Source organism: Pseudomonas sp. GM18, assembly GCF_000282195.1.
Taxonomy (GTDB): domain Bacteria; phylum Pseudomonadota; class Gammaproteobacteria; order Pseudomonadales; family Pseudomonadaceae; genus Aquipseudomonas.
Genome location: NZ_AKJT01000040.1, coordinates 1 through 18,593, shown reverse-complemented (window position 1 = coordinate 18,593; position 18,593 = coordinate 1). Strand labels below are relative to the sequence as shown.

17 protein-coding genes and 1 pseudogene are annotated in these 18,593 nt (G+C 60.8%); 10 read left to right on the top strand and 8 right to left on the bottom strand.

Features of this window, described 5'->3' with window-relative positions:
• Positions 1-77: 77 nt before the first annotated feature.
• The 4 genes from nahK to PMI21_RS16235 form a co-directional block, all read right to left on the bottom strand.
• Positions 78-2,672: a hybrid sensor histidine kinase/response regulator NahK/ErcS' gene (gene nahK, locus PMI21_RS16220; RefSeq protein WP_007937633.1), complete on the bottom strand. Its 2,595-nt coding sequence runs from the start codon at positions 2,670-2,672 to the stop codon at positions 78-80.
• Positions 2,641-3,804: a nitric oxide-sensing protein NosP gene (gene nosP, locus PMI21_RS16225; RefSeq protein WP_007937631.1), complete on the bottom strand. Its 1,164-nt coding sequence runs from the start codon at positions 3,802-3,804 to the stop codon at positions 2,641-2,643. The genes nahK and nosP overlap by 32 nt, the downstream gene beginning before the upstream one ends.
• Before the next feature lie 267 nt (positions 3,805-4,071).
• On the bottom strand, positions 4,072-5,256 hold the full coding sequence (locus PMI21_RS16230) for a porin (RefSeq protein WP_007937629.1): 1,185 nt from the start codon (positions 5,254-5,256) through the stop codon (positions 4,072-4,074).
• A 209-nt stretch (positions 5,257-5,465) separates the two neighbouring features.
• Complete coding sequence (locus PMI21_RS16235) at positions 5,466-6,272, bottom strand: sulfite exporter TauE/SafE family protein (RefSeq protein WP_007937627.1); 807 nt, start codon at positions 6,270-6,272, stop codon at positions 5,466-5,468.
• Between the two features lie 163 nt (positions 6,273-6,435).
• Between PMI21_RS16235 and PMI21_RS16240 the strand changes: the two genes are divergently transcribed.
• Positions 6,436-7,299, top strand: coding sequence for an MBL fold metallo-hydrolase (locus PMI21_RS16240; protein WP_007937626.1), 864 nt, complete (start codon positions 6,436-6,438; stop codon positions 7,297-7,299).
• Positions 7,300-7,460: 161 nt separating this feature from the next.
• On the opposite strand, the gene bkdR is transcribed toward PMI21_RS16240, so the two are convergent.
• Positions 7,461-7,949: a Bkd operon transcriptional regulator BkdR gene (gene bkdR / locus PMI21_RS16245; RefSeq protein WP_007937625.1), complete on the bottom strand. Its 489-nt coding sequence runs from the start codon at positions 7,947-7,949 to the stop codon at positions 7,461-7,463.
• Between the two features lie 185 nt (positions 7,950-8,134).
• On the opposite strand from bkdR, the gene PMI21_RS16250 reads away from it, so the two are divergent.
• The 6 genes from PMI21_RS16250 (at position 8,135) to PMI21_RS16275 (ending at position 14,892) form a co-directional block, all read left to right on the top strand.
• Positions 8,135-9,370, top strand: a complete 1,236-nt coding sequence (locus PMI21_RS16250; protein ID WP_007937624.1) for a 3-methyl-2-oxobutanoate dehydrogenase (2-methylpropanoyl-transferring) subunit alpha — start codon at positions 8,135-8,137, stop codon at positions 9,368-9,370.
• Between the two features lies 1 nt (position 9,371).
• Positions 9,372-10,430 carry an alpha-ketoacid dehydrogenase subunit beta gene (locus tag PMI21_RS16255; protein ID WP_007937623.1) on the top strand — a complete coding sequence of 353 codons (1,059 nt, stop codon included), beginning with the start codon at positions 9,372-9,374 and terminating at the stop codon, positions 10,428-10,430.
• A complete protein-coding gene (locus PMI21_RS16260; RefSeq protein WP_007937622.1) occupies positions 10,431-11,705 on the top strand; it encodes a dihydrolipoamide acetyltransferase family protein in 1,275 nt (424 codons plus the stop codon).
• A 3-nt stretch (positions 11,706-11,708) separates the two neighbouring features.
• Entirely contained in the window at positions 11,709-13,094 is a 1,386-nt protein-coding gene (gene lpdA, locus PMI21_RS16265; RefSeq protein ID WP_007937621.1) for a dihydrolipoyl dehydrogenase, read from the top strand.
• A 301-nt stretch (positions 13,095-13,395) separates the two neighbouring features.
• Positions 13,396-14,415, top strand: coding sequence for a branched-chain amino acid aminotransferase (locus tag PMI21_RS16270; protein WP_007937620.1), 1,020 nt, complete (start codon positions 13,396-13,398; stop codon positions 14,413-14,415).
• Positions 14,416-14,550: 135 nt separating this feature from the next.
• Positions 14,551-14,892 carry a hypothetical protein gene (locus PMI21_RS16275; RefSeq protein WP_007937619.1) on the top strand — a complete coding sequence of 114 codons (342 nt, stop codon included), beginning with the start codon at positions 14,551-14,553 and terminating at the stop codon, positions 14,890-14,892.
• Here PMI21_RS16275 and PMI21_RS16280 read toward each other — a convergent pair.
• A complete protein-coding gene (locus tag PMI21_RS16280; RefSeq protein ID WP_007937610.1) occupies positions 14,882-15,808 on the bottom strand; it encodes a LysR substrate-binding domain-containing protein in 927 nt (308 codons plus the stop codon). The two genes, PMI21_RS16275 and PMI21_RS16280, sit on opposite strands and share 11 nt — an antisense overlap.
• Before the next feature lie 105 nt (positions 15,809-15,913).
• On the opposite strand from PMI21_RS16280, the gene PMI21_RS16285 reads away from it, so the two are divergent.
• Entirely contained in the window at positions 15,914-16,522 is a 609-nt protein-coding gene (locus PMI21_RS16285) for a LysE family translocator (RefSeq protein ID WP_007937608.1), read from the top strand.
• Positions 16,523-16,541: 19 nt separating this feature from the next.
• On the opposite strand, the gene dmeF is transcribed toward PMI21_RS16285, so the two are convergent.
• Both dmeF and PMI21_RS16295 read right to left on the bottom strand, forming a co-directional pair.
• Positions 16,542-17,474, bottom strand: a complete 933-nt coding sequence (dmeF, locus tag PMI21_RS16290) for a CDF family Co(II)/Ni(II) efflux transporter DmeF (protein WP_007937606.1) — start codon at positions 17,472-17,474, stop codon at positions 16,542-16,544.
• 11 nt (positions 17,475-17,485) lie between these two features.
• The gene (locus tag PMI21_RS16295; RefSeq protein WP_007937604.1) at positions 17,486-17,761 is read right to left on the bottom strand and encodes a metal/formaldehyde-sensitive transcriptional repressor; all 276 of its coding nucleotides are present in this window, start codon (positions 17,759-17,761) and stop codon (positions 17,486-17,488) included.
• Between the two features lie 276 nt (positions 17,762-18,037).
• Here PMI21_RS16295 and PMI21_RS28860 point away from each other — a divergent pair.
• Positions 18,038-18,295, top strand: a pseudogene (locus PMI21_RS28860) (colicin E3/pyocin S6 family cytotoxin); the annotation flags it as partial.
• Between the two features lie 7 nt (positions 18,296-18,302).
• On the top strand, positions 18,303-18,518 hold the full coding sequence (locus PMI21_RS0128090; RefSeq protein WP_007937603.1) for a hypothetical protein: 216 nt from the start codon (positions 18,303-18,305) through the stop codon (positions 18,516-18,518).
• Positions 18,519-18,593: the final 75 nt, after the last annotated feature.

Genomic DNA, 18,593 nt, shown 5'->3' with positions numbered 1-18,593 from the left:
GGGACGCTCCGCGCCCCAAAGAGCGGACGCAGAGCGTCCGGTGAGGCATTCCCACGCGGAGCGTGGGAACGATCACGTCAAGGCCGGCCGAGCAAATGACTCATCGCCGTCTTGAGCTTCATCGGCCGCACCGGTTTGTGCATCAGGGTGTGGCCCAGTTCACGGATCTGCTGTTTGAGTTCGTTGCTGTAGTTGGCGGTGATCATCATCGCCGGGATCGCCGAGGCGCGACGGGCGTTGATGCGGGCCACGGCGTCGACACCGTTCTGCTCGTCATCCAGGTGATAGTCGGCGATCAGCAGGTCGGCTTCGGCGTGATAATTATCCACTTGCCGCGCCAGGTCCTCCTCCGACAGCGCCGTGACCACCCGGCAGCCCCAACCTTCGAGCAAGGTGCGCATTCCGGCGCAAATCGCCGCGTCGTTGTCCAGCACCCACACCCGTGCACCGCGCAGGCGTTCGAGCATCGGTTCGCTCATCAGCAGGCTCGGCAGTGCCTTCGGCGCCGTGGCGCTCAATGGCACCTCGACGGAAAACATCGAACCCTTGCCCGGCCATGAACGCACGTGGATCCGGTGGCCGAGAATACGGGCGATTTTCTCGACGATCGCCAGGCCCAGCCCCAAGCCGCGATCCTGATCCGGGCGCTGCACGTCACCGCGCTTGAACTCCTGAAAAATCTCCTCCAGACGGTTTTCGGCAATGCCCATGCCGCTGTCCCAGACTTCAATCGTCAGCCGCTGGTGATGACGCCGGCAACCGAGCACCACCCGCCCGCTGTAGGTATAGCGAATGGCGTTGCTCAGCAGGTTGCGCAGGATCCGCGCGAGCAACTGAATGTCGCTGCGCACCAACGCCGAACACGGGATGAAATGCAGCTCGAGGCCTTCGCTGCGGGCCACCTGGGTGTATTCGGCGGCGAGGTTTTCCAGCAATTCGCTGAGGGCGAACGGCGCAATATCCGCCTTGATCACCCCGGCATCGAGTTTGGAAATGTCCACCAGCGTGCCCAGCAGGTTTTCCACGTCTTCCAGGGAATTGCTGACATTGCGCACCAGATTTTCGTTGGCCACCGGTTCCCGGCGCTCCAGCAACGCGCTGGTAAACAGCCGCGCGGCGTTGAGCGGTTGCAGCAGGTCGTGGCTGACGGCGGCGAGAAATTTGGTCTTCGACAGGTTGGCCTGCTCGGCCTCCAGCTTGGCCTCGCGCAAGCGTGATTCCACGCGGCGACGCTCGTCGATTTCGCGCAGCAATTGGTCATTGAGGGTGGTCAGTTCGGTGGTGCGTTCGCGTACCCGCAACTCAAGGTTCTGATAGGCCTGATGCAGCGCCTCGGCGGTACGGCGGCGCTCGGTGATGTCGCGGATCAGTACGAAAATCCCCACCACTTCCCCGCTGGCCAGGCGATTGGGCACGTAGGAACGCAGCATGTAGCGCTCCTGATTGTTGATGTTGGTTTCGGCAAACTCGAACGTCACACTCTCACCGGCCAAGGCCCGCGCCACGTAGGCTTCCAGGCGCTGATAGTGCTGCTCGCTGTGCGCTTCGCGCAGGCTCTGCCCGAGCATCACGCCCCGAGGCCAGCAGTACCATTCTTCATAGACTTTGTTGGTGAACTCATACACCAGATCGGCATTCAGGTAGGCAATCAGCGCCGGCACATGGTCAGTGATCAAACGAATCCAGCGTTCGCTTTCGCTCAGGGCTTCGGCGTGTCGGTAGCGTTCGGTGATGTCGGTGAAGGTGTTGACGAAGCCGCCGGTGGGCAACGGATGCGTGCGGATTTCCAGCACCCGGCCATCGCAGAGGCGCTGCTCGCATTCCTGCACCTGCCGCCCGTTGGCATCGCGACTGGCCGGGGTCAGCAGGTTCAGCTCGCTGTCGGCGATCACTTCGGCGAACGGTCGATGAGCCGCTACCGGGGCCAGGCCGCTGAGTTCCAGGAAGCGTCGGTTCCACAGTTCCAGAATGCCCTCGGCGTTGACCATCGCCACCCCTTGGGACAGGTTGTCGACCGCCCGTTGCAACAGATGCGATTTTTGCGCTACGGCCTGCTCTCGGCGCAGGGTTTCGCTGAGTTTGACGTCGGTAATGTCGGTGAACAGGATCACCCGTCCGCCTTCCTGGGTCGGCCGTTCGCTGACTTGCAACCAGCGGCCATTGTGCAGGCGGTAGAGCAGGCTTTCGTCGACATGTCCCCGGGGTTCTTCGCAGAACATCCCGGTCGCTGTCATCAACCGTTTGACCTCGCGCAGGCGCATGCCGGCGTTGATCCGCACCCGGCTGTTGCCCCAAAACGCCTTGAAGCGGCTGTTGAACAGCACGAGCCGCTGCTCGGCGTCGAACAGCACAAAGGCGTCGGAAATGCTCTCGATGGCGTCGATCAAGTGTTGATGGGCGGTTTCGGCCCGCAGCCGTGCGTCGCTGAGCAAATGATTGCCGGCCTTGAGTTCGGCCATGGCCTGGTTCAGGGCGTCGGTACGCTCGCGCACCTGTTCGGCCAGCACCACCGAATGCTGGAACGCCGCATACGGGTCGTTGCCCCGGGTGATACCGGACTCGATGCGCTCGATCAGCGCACCATTGATGCGCTGCAATTTTTGGTTTTCGTGCTGCAGGCTGGCGATCTGCGCCCGAAGGTCAGCGCTGTCCAGGGGCGCGGCCTCGGGCAATGGCAACCCCGGTGAAGGTCTGGTTGATGTGCATGCCATTGAACTGTTCTCCGTAGGTGTTGAAACCCATCACCCGCTGATCCCGCAGGAACGCGCCGATCTGCTCGAGACTGCCGCTATCTTCCAGTTCCAGGCGCCGGAGAAAACAGTCGCAGCCGATGGTCAGCAACAAGTCCCCGAGACGCTCGCGCAAACCGTCGAACAGGCCTTGCAGATTCGGCAGCATGGGGCCGGGTTTCATGACGGTGAGGACGATGCCGTTTTCCACCGCGCAGTAGAAACTCAGGCTCAGGTCCGGATGAACCTGCTGGATCGCCCGCACGTAATACTGATCGTTGATCCGCACCGCCAACGGGTGCGCGGCAAAGACTCGGTAATCGAGGTCGGCCACCGCCACGCCGATATGCCGGGCGTATTCTTCGGCGGCCGGTTCGGCGTTGAGTTCGAACACCCGGCGCGAGGTGCTGTCGGCGGCGGTGACCACCAGTTTTTCGGCCCTGGGCAGGATGTGGTGGGAGGTGAAGACTTCGAAGTCCAGCCAGGTATTGACCAGCACCACCACCGCCGCGCCGCTGTGAAACTCGCCGCCGAAATACACATGGGTGTGGGTCAGGTAATTGTCGTCGCCGGCCGAACCGCCGAAATGCGGAATGTCGCCCAATGCCGCGCTCAAGGCAGCGAGCACCATTTCTTCTCGGCTGGACAAGCCATCGAGCAGAGTCAGGGCAAAGCTGTTGCCCTTGATCGGTGCCAGGGTATTGCTGCGACATCCGCTGACCAGGCGCTCAACCATTTGCTGGGCATCGATCAGGCTGAAATGCTCCATCTCATCGATCAGTTCGGTGGAGATGGAAAAATGCCGATGATCGAAACCCACCGCCGTCACACAGCTGCGGCCATAACCTTGGGGGGTGATTTCGCCGGCACTGGTGCAACCCACCAGGCGAATGCCGCCGAAACTCTGTTGCAACGCCTGCCCCAGCGCCTGCAAGTCGTATTCGGCGGAACAGAAGAACAGCACGAAGCCCAAATGCGGGTGCAACAGTTGTCGCGCCAAATCCTGCGCCGCTTGCTGGGCATCGCCGGCCTGGGACATGGCACTGACCACACCGTCGCTCTGAACCTGCTGCATCGTCGCCCCTCGCCTTTATGAGGCTCGAGTGTACGAAGCCTGCGGGTGGCGACGAATGCTACTTGGGTAGCGGGTGGGTGGTTCGATGGGATGAGAGTCGTGCTCTGATCAATGGGTGACTAGCGCAATTGTGGCGAGGGAGCTTGCTCCCGCTGGACTGCGAAGCTGTCCCCCCGAATACTGGCCGATGCGCGACCAGAATCGGGGCCGCTTCGCGCCCCAGCGGGAGCAAGCTCCCTCGCCACAGGTGATCTATGTCGCCACTGGCTACCAGGTGAGCACCGCCCCCACCGCAAACGTATCGGTGTTTTCATTCTGGGCGCTGGTGTCGTGGCCGTTGATTTCGAACTGGTTGTACTCGGCCACCAACTTGAGGTTGTCGTTGACGTCATGGAACAGCGCAATGCCCCGGGTTTCGTAATCGGCGCCGCTGCCGACCACGCCGTTACCGTCGTCCTTGGTCTTGCCGTAAGACAAGGCCAGTCGGTTCTTGCCCAGTTTGTAGGAGCCTTGCAACAAGTAACCGTTGCTGTCGACGTTGCGCAAGGTCGGTTCACCGGCGTTGTTGGTGAAGAACGGGTTGATGCCTTTGGCCTGGAAACCGGAGCCGGTCAGCGACAGCCCGCCCATCTTCGCCTGCACACCGTAGCCGACGCCTTTGGAGGTGACGGACTCGACGTTGGAGTCGGTGTTGTCCGAGGTCTGGTAGCTGCCGTTGAGCCAGCTGTAAATCTTCGCTCCGCCAACGTCGAACTGATAGGTGATCTCGCTCTCGGTGCGCGGGTTCTTCTGGTATGCCTTGCCGGTTGCGCTGCTGTCGTTGGTGTCGACCGGGTCCATGATCCCCACCGCGACCCGCAAACCGTCCATCATTGGCGTGCGATAGGTAATCTGCGACGTCGGGAACGGGTACGGATAGCCGCTGCCGATGTTGCCGAACGACACCCCGCCGCCATCCACCAGGCCCAACGTATCGCTGACCTGGCCGTAACCGGCGAGCAGTTCGTCGAGCAGGATGTTGGAACGGGCAAACAGGCCGAAGTCCTTGCCGATCAGCACCTCGCCCCACTCCGGGTTGGCCACCGTACCGTAGAACTGCCGCACGTCGATGGCGGTGTCGGTGCCGTTGGTTTCGCTGTCGTTGATGGTCACCCAGAACGAAGCCCGGGCGCCGAGCTTGAGGTCATCGACCTGTTTGCCCATGTTGAAGCCCAGGTAATTGGGCAGGAACCCCATCTTCACCCGCGCCTGTCGACGGTCGTACTGCTCGCCGGCCCGGTCCACGTCGCTGTTCACATAGAAGGCGTTGATGTAGCCATCGGTGGAGAACGTAGTCTGGTCCTTGTCGTACAGCATGATCTCGGCCTCAGCCATTGAGCTCAGGCCCAGGGATGACAGGCTGGCGATGAAGGCCGGCAAGAAACGGTGCTTGAAATTCTTATTGTTGTGCATGGCGCGCTCCGCTACGGGGGACTTGATGTCGGAGGCGATTATCGAAAGCGGACAGGCGGCGTCATACGCTGCCTTGGGGGCGGTTGTCAGGTGCTTTGGGGTGGCCGGTAGCGCACGGCAAATTCGGTGTAAGACCGCCCGTCGGCCAGGCCCGGAACTTAGGGTGTAAGCCTGTGGACCCGAGTGGCGTCCACAGGAACCGGTGGTCGCTAGGCGAGCGCTCTAAACAGCATGTAAACGGCGATCACCACGCAAACGCTGGCAAAGCCCATCTGCAGCCCTCGGGCCGGCACCCGTGCGCAGAGTTTTCGGCCGAGGATCATCCCGACGATGCTGGCGACAATGAACGACACGCCCAAACCATCGATCCGCACCCCGGCGTGAAACGCGCCGATCACCCCGATGATCGAGATCAGGCTGATCACCATCAACGACGTGGCGACGATGCCGCGCATCTGCACATCGGTCAGTTGCTTGAACGCAGGCACTATCAGAAAACCGCCACCGACCCCGAGCAGCCCCGAGACCACACCGGTCACCGCGCCGAGTGCGGCAAGGGTCGCGGTGCATTTGGCGGTCCAGGAAAAACGCCCGGTCTGCTGATCGAGCATGCAGTTTTTCTGGCCCCAGTTGGCGTGGCCGTGGTCGCTCGGGCCGGCGTCGAGCTTTTCCGGGCGCAGCATCCGCCAGGCCACCATGACCATCAGCAGGCTGAACAGGACCATCAGGATCTTTTCCGGCATCTGATGGGCGAAGTAGATGCCCACCGGCGAAAACACCGCGCCGAGCAAAGCAATCAACAACGCCGCGCGATAGCGCACCAGGCCATGACGTAAACCGTCGATAGCACCGACCGCCGCCGCACTGCCCACCGCGAACAAGGCGACGGGCGCCGCTTGGGTCATGGTCAGACCCAACCCAAGCACCAGGGCCGGCACCGCAAGAATACCGCCACCGGCTCCGGTCAAGCCGAGCACCAGGCCCATGACCAGGCCAAAAAAACTTGCCAGCAACATAAAACACTCGTGATCCGCGAAAAAAGGCCGGGTACGCCCGGTATCGATTGAGTGACAGGATAGAGCCCGCACAGTTTTTTTCATCAATTGAATGGATGCGGGGCTGGCCAATGCAGGGAAAATGAAACTACCCTCAAGACCTGTCCAAGAAGAAACGTCCACCATGCCCGCCTTGATTGAAGCCTTCCTCGACCCCGCCTCCAAGACCTACAGCTACGTGATCTACGAGCACGATGGCGGGCACTGCGCGATTGTCGACCCGGTGCTCGATTACAACGCCGCCGCCGGGCGCACTTCGACCGTCCAGGCCGACAAGATCATCGCCTTCGTTCGCCAACACCAGTTGCAGGTGCAATGGCTGCTGGAAACCCATGCGCATGCCGACCACCTGTCGGCCGCGCCGTATCTGCGTCGGGAGCTGGGGGGCAAGATTGCGATTGGTCAGTCGATCAGCCAGGTTCAGGGGGTGTTCAAGACGCTGTTCAATCTCGAACCGGGATTCAGGGTCGACGGTTCGCAGTTCGATCACCTGTTCGCGCCGGACGAGTCATTCCGCATCGGCAACCTCAAGGCCACCGCCCTGCATGTGCCCGGGCATACCCCGGCGGACATGGCTTATTTGATCGACGGCGATGTGATTCTGGTGGGCGACACGTTGTTCATGCCGGACGTCGGCACCGCGCGTTGCGACTTCCCTGGCGGCAACGCCAACCAGATGTTCGCCTCGATCCGCAAGCTGCTGGCCTTCCCCGCCAGCGTGCGCCTCTTCGTCTGCCACGATTACCCGCCCGAGGGCCGCGCCCCGCAATGCCAGAGTACGGTCGGCGAGCAGCGTAGAAGCAACATTCATATTCACGACGGCGTCGACGAAGCCTCCTTCGTCACGATGCGCACCCAGCGCGACGCCGGTTTGTGCATGCCGACGCTGTTGCTGCCGGCGATTCAGGTGAATGTGCGGGCGGGGAATTTGCCGCCGGCGGAAGATAATGGCGTCACTTACCTGAAGATTCCTCTGAACCAACTCTAGTCCCGTAGCAGCTGTCGAGCACCGCGAGGCAGCGTTCGGCGGCGAAGCCGTCGCAAAACCTGCAACCGCGTTCTTTCAGGTAAACCGCGTTGGATGGATTACGACGGCTGCGCCGCCGAACGCTGCCTCGCGGTGCTCGACAGCTGCTACAAATGCGTTTTTCAATTGGCCAGGGTCAGGCCGTTGGCCGGCAATGGCAGGGCCGTCTTGTAGCGCACTTGCTTGAGCGCAAAGCTCGAACGAATGTTCGCCACCCCCGGCACTTTGGTCAGAAAGTCCATCATGAAGCGCTCCAGCGACTGGATGGTCGGCACCAACACGCGGATCAAATAGTCCGGGTCGCCGGCCATCAAATAGCACTCCATCACTTCAGGGCGATCCGAAATCGCCTCTTCGAATTGCTGCAACGCCTCTTCCACCTGCTTCTCCAGGCTGACGTGAATGAACACATTCACATGCAAGCCCAGCAGATCGGCATCCAACAGCGTCACCTGCTCGCGAATCAGCCCTAATTCTTCCATCGCCTTGACCCGATTGAAGCACGGCGTCGGCGACAGGTTCACCGAGCGCGCGAGGTCGGCGTTGGTGATGCGCGCGTTCTCCTGAAGGCTGTTGAGAATGCCGATGTCGGTACGGTCCAATTTGCGCATGAGACAAAACCACCTGTTTTTTATGTTTATGCAGATTTTTTATCCTTAAATAACCACCAGAGCAACAAAACAGAGAGAAATATTCTTCTTGGCCCGGCCTATGATTGTTGTAGGACAAGAATTCTTTTACCGAAGAATGACTGCCAGCTCACTACAAGAAATTCACAAGATCGAGCGTAGAAGCCATGAACCAAGCGTACGAACCGCTGCGCCTGCACGTTCCCGAACCTTCGGGCCGTCCCGGCTGCAAAACCGACTTCTCCTACCTGCATCTGACCGATGCGGGCACGGTGCGCAAACCCCCAATCGACGTAGAACCGGCCGATACCGCTGATCTGGCCAGAGGTCTGATTCGCGTGCTCGACGACCAGGGCAATGCCCTCGGTCCATGGGCTGAAGGCGTACCCGTCGAGATCCTGCGTAAAGGCATGCGCGCCATGCTCAAGACGCGGATCTACGACAACCGCATGGTGGTCGCCCAGCGCCAGAAAAAAATGTCGTTCTACATGCAGAGCCTCGGCGAAGAAGCCATCGGCAGCGCCCAGGCCCTGGCCCTGAATATCGACGACATGTGCTTCCCCACCTACCGTCAACAAAGCATTCTGATGGCCCGCGAAGTGCCGCTGGTGGACCTGATCTGCCAACTGCTGTCCAACGAGCGCGATCCGCTCAAGGGTCGTCAGTTGCCGATCATGTACTCGGTCAAAGAGGCCGGTTTCTTCACCATTTCCGGCAACCTCGCCACCCAATTCATCCAGGCGGTGGGCTGGGGCATGGCCTCGGCGATCAAGGGCGACACCAAAATCGCCTCGGCCTGGATCGGTGACGGTGCCACCGCTGAATCGGACTTCCACACCGCCCTCACCTTCGCCCACGTGTACCGTGCGCCGGTGATCCTCAATGTGGTCAACAACCAGTGGGCGATCTCGACGTTCCAGGCGATTGCCGGCGGTGAAGCCACCACCTTTGCCGGACGCGGCGTCGGTTGCGGCATCGCCTCCCTGCGGGTCGATGGCAACGATTTCTACGCGGTCTACGCTGCATCCGCCTGGGCTGCCGAACGCGCGCGGCGCAACCTCGGTCCGACCATGATCGAATGGGTCACCTACCGCGCCGGCCCGCACTCGACCTCCGATGATCCTTCCAAATACCGTCCTGCCGACGACTGGAGTCACTTCCCGTTGGGTGACCCGATTGCGCGCCTCAAGCAGCACCTGATCAAAATCGGTCAGTGGTCCGAGGAGGAACACGCCGCCGTCAGCGCCGAACTGGAAGCCGAAGTGATCGCCGCGCAGAAAGAAGCCGAGCAGTACGGCACCCTCGCCGGCGGCCAGATTCCGAGCGCCGCGACCATGTTCGAAGACGTCTACAAAGAGATGCCGGAGCACTTGAAGCGCCAGCGTCAGGAGTTGGGGATCTGACATGAACGATCACAACAATAATATTCAGTTGGAAACCGCCATGACCACCACAACCATGACCATGATCCAGGCCCTGCGCTCGGCCATGGATGTGATGCTCGAGCGTGACGACAACGTCGTGGTGTTCGGCCAGGACGTCGGTTATTTCGGTGGCGTGTTCCGTTGCACCGAAGGCCTGCAGACCAAGTACGGCACCTCCCGCGTATTCGATGCGCCGATCTCCGAAAGCGGCATCGTCGGCGTCGCCGTGGGCATGGGGGCTTACGGTTTGCGGCCGGTGGCCGAGATCCAGTTCGCCGACTACGTGTACCCGGCGTCGGACCAGATCATTTCCGAGGCGGCGCGCTTGCGTTATCGCTCGGCCGGCGAGTTCACCGCGCCGATGACCCTGCGCATGCCCTGTGGCGGCGGCATCTACGGCGGCCAGACCCACAGCCAGAGCATCGAGGCGATGTTCACCCAGGTCTGCGGTTTGCGCACCGTCATGCCGTCCAACCCTTATGACGCCAAAGGCCTGCTGATCGCCTCCATCGAAAACGATGACCCGGTGATCTTCCTCGAGCCAAAACGCCTGTACAACGGCCCGTTCGACGGCCACCACGACCGCCCGGTAACCCCGTGGTCGAAACACCCCGCCGCGCAAGTGCCGGACGGTTACTACACCGTGCCGCTGGACGTCGCCGCCATCGCGCGTCCGGGCAAGGACGTGACCGTGCTGACTTACGGCACCACTGTCTACGTCTCGCAAGTTGCCGCTGAAGAAACCGGCATCGACGCCGAAGTCATCGACCTGCGCAGCCTGTGGCCACTGGACCTGGAAACCATCGTCAAGTCGGTAAAGAAAACCGGACGCTGCGTGGTTGTTCACGAAGCGACCCGTACCTGCGGTTTCGGCGCCGAGCTGGTCGCGCTGGTGCAAGAGCATTGCTTCCACTACCTGGAAGCGCCGATCGAGCGCGTCACCGGCTGGGACACTCCCTACCCGCACGCGCAAGAGTGGGCGTATTTCCCTGGTCCGTCCCGTGTGGGCGCGGCTTTGCATCGGGTTATGGAGGTCTGAATGGGCACGCACGTTATTAAAATGCCGGACATTGGCGAAGGCATTGCAGAAGTTGAATTGTCGGTGTGGCACGTCAAGGTCGGCGACATGGTCGTCGAAGACCAGGTACTCGCCGATGTGATGACCGACAAGGCGATGGTCGATATTCCATCCCCGGTGCACGGCAAGGTGATTGCGCTGGGCGGTCAGCCAGGCGAAGTCATGGCGGTCGGCAGTGTGCTGATCAGCATTGAAGTCGAAGGCGCGGGCAACGTTAAGGAATCGACTGCGCCAGCGGCAGCTATTAAAGAAGCCCCTGTGGCGGCGCCGAAAGTTGAAGCTGTCGTAGAAAGCAAACCGGCTGCAGCGGCGCCGCGTCCGGCTGCCGTTTGCCAAGGCCCGATGGTCGCGCGCGAGGCCGATGAGCGTCCGCTGGCCTCGCCGGCCGTGCGCAAGCATGCGCTGGACCTCGGCATTCAATTGCGCCTGGTCCGTGGCAGCGGCCCTGCCGGGCGGATTCTGCACGAAGACCTCGATACCTGGCTGGCTCAGGGGCAGTCGAATGCATCCTCCACCGTTGCCGCTTACGCCCAGCGTAACGACGAACAGCAAATCCCGGTGATCGGCATGCGCCGCAAGATCGCCCAGCGCATGCAGGACGCCACCCAGCGTGCTGCCCACTTCAGTTACGTCGAAGAAATCGACGTCACCGCCGTGGAAGAACTGCGCGCACACCTGAACGAAAAACACGGCGCGACCCGCGGCAAGCTGACCTTATTGCCGTTCCTGGTCCGCGCCCTGGTCGTGGCCCTGCGCGACTTCCCGCAGATCAACGCCCGTTACGACGACGAAGCCCAGGTCATCACCCGCCTCGGCGCGGTGCATGTGGGCATCGCCACCCAAGCCGAGATCGGTTTGATGGTGCCGGTGGTGCGTCATGCCGAAGCCCGCAGCCTGTGGGACAACGCTACGGAAATCTCCCGTCTGGCAACTGCCGCGCGCACTGGCAAGGCCAGCCGCGATGAATTGTCCGGCTCGACCATCACCCTGACCAGCCTCGGCGCCCTGGGTGGCATCGTCAGCACCCCGGTGTTGAACCTGCCGGAAGTGGCGATCGTCGGCGTCAACAAAATCGTCGAACGGCCAATGGTGGTCAAAGGCCAGATCGTGATCCGCAAGATGATGAACCTCTCCAGCTCCTTCGATCACCGCGTGGTCGATGGCATGGACGCGGCGCAATTCATCCAGGCCGTGCGCAGCCTGCTCGAACAACCCGCTACCCTGTTTGTGGAGTAAGGAATGCAACAGACTCTGAACACCACGCTGCTGATCATCGGCGGCGGCCCTGGCGGTTATGTGACGGCGATCCGTGCCGGTCAGTTGGGCATTTCGACCATTCTGGTGGAAGGCCAGTCGTTGGGTGGCACCTGCCTGAACATCGGCTGCATTCCGTCCAAGGCGTTGATCCACGTCGCCGAACAGTTCCACCAGACGCAGCACCACAGCCAATACTCGGCGCTGGGCATCAGCGTATCGGCGCCGACCCTGGACATCAGCAAAAGCGTCGAGTGGAAAGACGGCATCGTTGATCGCCTGACCACCGGCGTCTCGGCGTTGCTGAAGAAGCACAAGGTCCAGGTCATTCAAGGCTGGGCGAAAGTGATCGACGGCAAAACCGTTGCCGTCGGCGACACGCGGATTCAGTGCGAGCACCTGGTGTTGGCCACCGGTTCGACAAGCGTCAACCTGCCGATGCTGCCGATTGGCGGGCCGATCATCTCCTCCACCGAAGCCCTGACGCCGAAAAGCTTGCCGAAACGGCTGGTCGTGGTCGGTGGCGGTTACATTGGCCTGGAACTGGGGATTGCTTATCGCAAGCTCGGTGCCGAGGTCAGCGTGGTCGAGGCGCAGGATCGTATTCTGCCGGCCTACGATGCCGAACTGACCCATCCAGTGCACGAAGCACTCAAACAACTCGACGTGAAGCTTTACTTGAAGCACAGCGTTCAAGGCTTTGATTCTGTTAGAAATACACTGCAAGTCATTGACCCGAACGGCGACAACCTGAACCTGGAAACCGATCAGGTGCTGGTGGCCGTCGGTCGCAAACCCAACACCCTGGGCTGGAACCTCGAAGCCTTGAACCTGGACATGAACGGTTCGGCGATCAAGATCGACAACCGTTGCCAGACCAGCATGCGCAATGTCTACGCCATCGGCGATCTGAGCGGCGAACCGATGCTCGCCCACCGGGCCATGGCCCAGGGCGAGATGGTTGCCGAGCTGATCAGCGGCAAACACCGCGAGTTCAACCCGACCGCCATCGCTGCCGTGTGCTTTACCGACCCGGAACTGGTGGTGGTTGGCAAGACTCCGGACGAGGCCAAGGCTGCGGGGCTGGACTGTATCGTGTCCAGCTTCCCGTTCGCCGCCAATGGCCGGGCGATGACGCTGGAGTCCAAAAGCGGCTTCGTGCGGGTTGTGGCGCGGCGTGACAATCATCTGATTGTTGGCTGGCAGGCCGTTGGTGTCGGTGTATCGGAGTTGTCGACGGCATTCGGCCAAAGCCTGGAAATGGGCGCGCGGCTGGAAGACATCGCCGGCACCATCCACGCGCATCCGACGCTCGGCGAGGCGGTGCAGGAAGCAGCGCTGCGTGCGTTGGGGCACGCCCTACACCTTTAAAGACTGACGCAACCCTTGGTAGCAGCTGTCGAGCAACGCGAGGCAGCGTTCGGCGGCGAAGCCGTCGCAAAACCGGTCATCGTATTCTTTCAGGCAGACCGCGTCAGGCGGATTACGACGACTTCGTCGCCGAACGCTGCCTCGCGTTGCTCGTCAGCTGCTACAACGAGGTGCATCGATGGTCGCGGAGTTCGTAATCCGGGCTGCGATTTAGCCCCGGAATGAAGTATTGTTGTCCCCATCCAGAAAAACGTCAGAAGCCTTGAACCGTTTCGGCGGTTGTTAAGTGATAGAGGGTGTCATGGGTAACGAAAGCATCAATTGGGACAAGCTGGGTTTTGACTACATCAAAACAGACAAGCGCTATCTGTCGCACTGGCGTAATGGCGAGTGGGACAAAGGCACCCTGACCGAAGACAACGTGCTGCACATCAGTGAAGGCTCGACTGCCCTTCACTATGGCCAGCAGTGCTTCGAAGGCCTGAAGGCCTACCGTTGCAAGGACGGTTCGATCAACCTGTTCCGCCCGGACCAGAACGCCGCCCGCATGCAACGCAGCTGCGCGCGCCTGCTGATGCCGCAGGTGTCCACCGAACAGTTCATCGAAGCGTGCAAGGACGTGGTCCGTGCCAACGAGCGTTTCATCCCGCCTTACGGCACCGGCGGCGCGCTGTACCTGCGCCCGTTCGTGATCGGCGTGGGTGACAACATCGGCGTGCGTACCGCGCCGGAGTTCATTTTCTCGATCTTCTGCATCCCGGTCGGTGCCTACTTCAAGGGCGGCCTGACCCCGCACAACTTCCTGATCTCCAGCTACGACCGTGCCGCCCCACAAGGCACCGGCGCGGCCAAGGTCGGTGGCAACTACGCCGCCAGCCTGATGCCAGGTTCCCAGGCCAAGAAGGCGCACTTCGCCGACGCCATCTACCTGGACCCGATGACCCACACCAAAATCGAAGAAGTCGGTTCGGCCAACTTCTTCGGGATCACCCACGACAACAAGTTCGTCACCCCGAATTCCCCTTCGGTGTTGCCGGGCATCACCCGTCTGTCGTTGATCGAACTGGCCAAGACCCGTCTGGGCCTGGAAGTGGTCGAAGGTGACGTGTTCATCGACAAGCTGTCCGACTTCAAGGAAGCCGGTGCTTGCGGTACTGCTGCGGTGATCACCCCGATCGGCGGCATCAGCTACAACGACAAGCTGCACGTGTTCCACAGCGAAACCGAAGTCGGCCCGGTCACCCAGAAGCTCTACAAAGAGCTGACCGGTGTACAGACCGGCGACATCGAGGCGCCAGCGGGCTGGATCGTCAAGGTTTGATCTGACGCGGCTGTCCGTTTGAATACAAAAGCCCGGCCATCACATTGAAGGCCGGGCTTTTTTTCGTCCGCGTTTCGTGCAAAACGCCACTAGACTTGCCACGTGCAACCGCCATCAACAGGTGCCACCAAAACCATGGGAAAACTCTGGCGAAAGTATCTGGCCTTGCTGGACACCGACTTCACCTCGCAAGTGTTCGACAACATCAAGAACCTGCTGGTGTGCGCCCTGCTGTTCGCAGCGGGCACCAACGCGTTGCACGGCGGCCATCACGTGTTCATGGGATTGTTCGCTTCAAGCCTCGCCGGCTGGGGGTTGATTGCAACGTCAGCACTGCTGATGCTGCTCAATGTCAGCGACGGAATACGCCGGTTGTCCAGGTTGCAGTATCACACCTCGTTTCAGATCATTCTGTTTCTGGTTTATCTGGTGCTGGCGGTGCGGGTGGTGGAGATCGTCTGGGATTTCAGGGCGTAGCGGTCACCGCTCGAGGTGTTTGCCAACTCAGCTCATCCTGAGCAATCCGGGCAAATAACCACTCCACAAAGATCCGTGTGTGCGCCGTCACGTCCGGCGCAACACCGTAGTAATAACGCGGCAACGGCATGCGCAACTCGGGCAACGGACAGATTAAGCGTCCACTCGAGATGTGGCTGCCCAGCAAAGAGGTCGGGCACAGGGCAATGCCCCGTCCATCCACGGCGGCCTGAAGCACCAGGTGCATGTGATCAAACTGCCGGGTGACCTGAGTGGCTGACTGGCTTTGACCAAAGTGCATGACCCAATTGTGCCAGTCTTCGCGGCGGGCCTTGGCGGTCAGTAACGTATGTCGACTCAGGGAAGTGAGGTCTTCAAGTGGCAGGCGCTCGATCAGCGATGGCGCCGCGACCAGCAATAGTTCGTCTTCGAAGAGTGCTCGCGCCTCAATCGCCGGCGCCCAATCGTCACGACCACGGCGAATGACGATATCGAACCCGTCGCGAGCCTGATCGGGAGCCTGGGTCTGGGTGATCACCTGCGGCTTGATGCCTGGGTACTGCGCAACGAAATCCGCCAGCCTGGGCGTCAGCCAAAGCATGGCAAAGGACGGACGCACATTGATCTTCACGGTAGGCAGCGAGGCATGCTGCTTGAGCGCAGCGGCGGCGTTGGCGATCTGCGACAGCCCGGCGCTAACCTGCTCATAAAAGCGCTGGCCGGCCGGCGTCAGCACCGATTGACGGATACGCCGCTCGAACAGCAGCACACCCAGGTACTCCTCGAGCAATTTGATGTGCCGGCTGACGGCACTGTGGCTGACATGCAGCTCTTCGGCCGCCAGGCTGAAGCTCTGATGACGAGCAGCAACGGCGAAGGCGCGAACAGCATTAAGAGGCGGTAGTTGATTCATCATGTGTCTAATTTAGTCACCTATGCGCTGTAATTAAAGCGTTTGTCACACCCTCCTCGCCACGCCAATCTGCCAGCACGCAGCCAATGCCACCTGACGGAGCAAGCCATGAACAGCTACGGCCTCTTTGTACTTTTCGCCACCCTGACCATTTTGAGCCCGGGGCCTGGTGTGGTCCTGACCCTGTCCAACGCGGTGCGCCACGGTTGGAGGGGCGCCGTGCCGGGCATTCTGGGGATCGCGTCGGGGGCATTTGTCGTCGCCGCCATCAGCGCCACCAGTGTTGGCCTGATACTCAACACCTCCGCGAATGCCTTTACCGCATTGAAATACGCAGGGGCCGCCTATTTGTTGTACCTGGGCTACAAAAGCTGGCGCTCGGATCGTTTCAGCACGCTGCTCGAAACGCGGCCTTCAAGCCCCGGTTATCGTTTTCTTGAAGCGGCTTCGATGCAGCTTTTGAACCCCAAGGCGGTGTTTTTCTTTCTGGCGGTGTTCCCGCAATTCATCGACACTTCGGCGCACTTCTACAGCCAGTTCATCAAGCTGGTCGCCTCCTACGGCGTACTGGTGATCCTGGTGCATGGCAGCTATGCCTTGCTCGCCAATGCCGCCAAAGGCTGGTTGTCGAGCTCGAAGGGTTCCTGGCTGGCCGCGAAAGTCTCGGGTGTGACCTTCGCCGGTTTTGGCGTACTCATGGCCTCGGCCTCGCGGTAGCGGTTACCGGGGACTCACCTCAAACGTTGCGATATTCGACCGTCAGGTGAGACAACTCATGAACCGGCGCCAAACGTTCGCGGACGGCGTCAGCACTGACACTCGCCGCAGCCACGACACTGACAATCGCCGCCCGCGCCTGGGGCCCGACTTGCCAGACGTGAAGGTCACTGATGCGAACATCGTCCGTCGACTCGAGCAACTCACGAATTTCGGCGGCGACGTGCTCATCAGTGGTATCGAGCAACACCGCGGCGCTGTCGCGCATCAAGCCATAAGCCCATTTCGCGATCACGAGGGCGCCGACAATGCCGATGACCGGGTCCAGCCAGACCCAGCCCAGGTAGCGCCCGGCCAACAGCGCCGCAATGGCCAGTACCGAGGTCAGCGCATCGGCCAGCACATGGATATACGCCGAGCGCAGGTTGTTGTCGTGATGGTGATGATGGCCGTGGTCATGGCTGTGATCGTGATGATGGCCGTGATGCCCATCGTTGCCCGCCAGCAGCAACACACTGACGACATTCACCGCCAACCCCACCACGGCAATTATCGTCGCTTCGGTGAAAGCCACGGTGGTTGGTTGAAACAGCCTCACGATGGATTCGCCGGCGATGCCCAGGGACACCAGCCCCAGCACCACGGCTGAAGCAAAACCCGCCAGGTCCCCGACCTTGCCGGTACCGAAGCTGAAGCGCGAATTGTTGGCGTGTCGCCTGGCAAAACTGTAGGCCGCCGCGGCAATGCCCAAGGCCCCGGCGTGGGTCGCCATATGAAAACCATCCGCCAACAGCGCCATGGAACCGGTGATATAACCGGCGGCAATCTCGCCAATCATCATCACAAACGTCAGCGCCACCACCCACAGCGTGCGGCGTGCGTTTTCATCGTGGGCGGCGCCCAGAAACAGGTGATCGTGAGTAAAACGCGAAGCCTGAGGTGTCAGTGTCATGGGGCTGGCCTCTATTTCGCGTAACGGCGGATGGCTTGCAACAAGTCTTCCACGCCTTCGGCGCGCGCTTCGTCGCTGAGGCCTGGACGCGCCACATGTTCACGGGCGTGGGCGTCGATGAACTGGTCCATCAGACCGTTGACCGCACCGCGGATCGCTGCAACCAGGTGCAGGGTTTTGGCGCAATCGGCGTCGGACTCCAGCGCCCGCTCCACCGCCTGGACCTGACCGGCAATGCGCCGGACACGGTTGAGCAAATCGTCTTTGTGTTCGTGGATGTGCGACATACCTATACCCCCTACCCCTATTTAGGCAGGCATAGTTACCGATATTGCCGTGGCTGGCAAGTCAGGGTGACTGATCGTTCCCACGCTCTGCGTGGGAACGCAGCCAGGGACGCTCTGCGTCCCAAAGAGCGTCCGGTGAGGCATTCCCACGCGGAGCATAGGAACGATCAAAAACTACGGCCAGAGTTTCAGACCCGTCCTACATCTATCCAATGCCCGTTGATATAGCGTCCACATCGCTTTCAAAAGATGAAACCGGGACGCTCATGGTTCGAAGCATTTCCAGATGCCCTTCCTGTTAAATCAAAAAGCAGTGTTCAGGGCGGGGGGAGTAAACGCAGTCGGTGGAAAGACCGAAAGGGGCGAATATATGAATGGGATAGCAAGACAGGCGCAATAGAGATGTATGACAAGCAAGGTAAGCATCTTGGCGAGTTCAACCACGAAACAGGTGAACAGATAGACCCCGCAAAACCCGGCGAGCGACATAGAAACCAACGTTGTCGCCGCATTGATTTCTATCGGCCTGAATGAGCAAGACATGATTTGGGCTCAGCACACCTGCCTGAAGTACCTCGAGAGTGAAACCGAATCGGTTGCAGCAGCGGCCATCACCGCTCTCGGACACATAGCCCGCAGACAGGGTGATCTGGACTTGGATGTTGTACTTCCGGCCCTTGAGAAGGTGAAGAAAAAATCCCCCTCACTGGAAGGGACTGTGGTGGACACCCTTGATGACATTGAGACATTCACCTGACTAGCCCATCAGCAAAGAAAACTGGCCGAGAACCGGCCGCTGGATAGCCCCCGTCACCGATCGTTCCCACGCTCT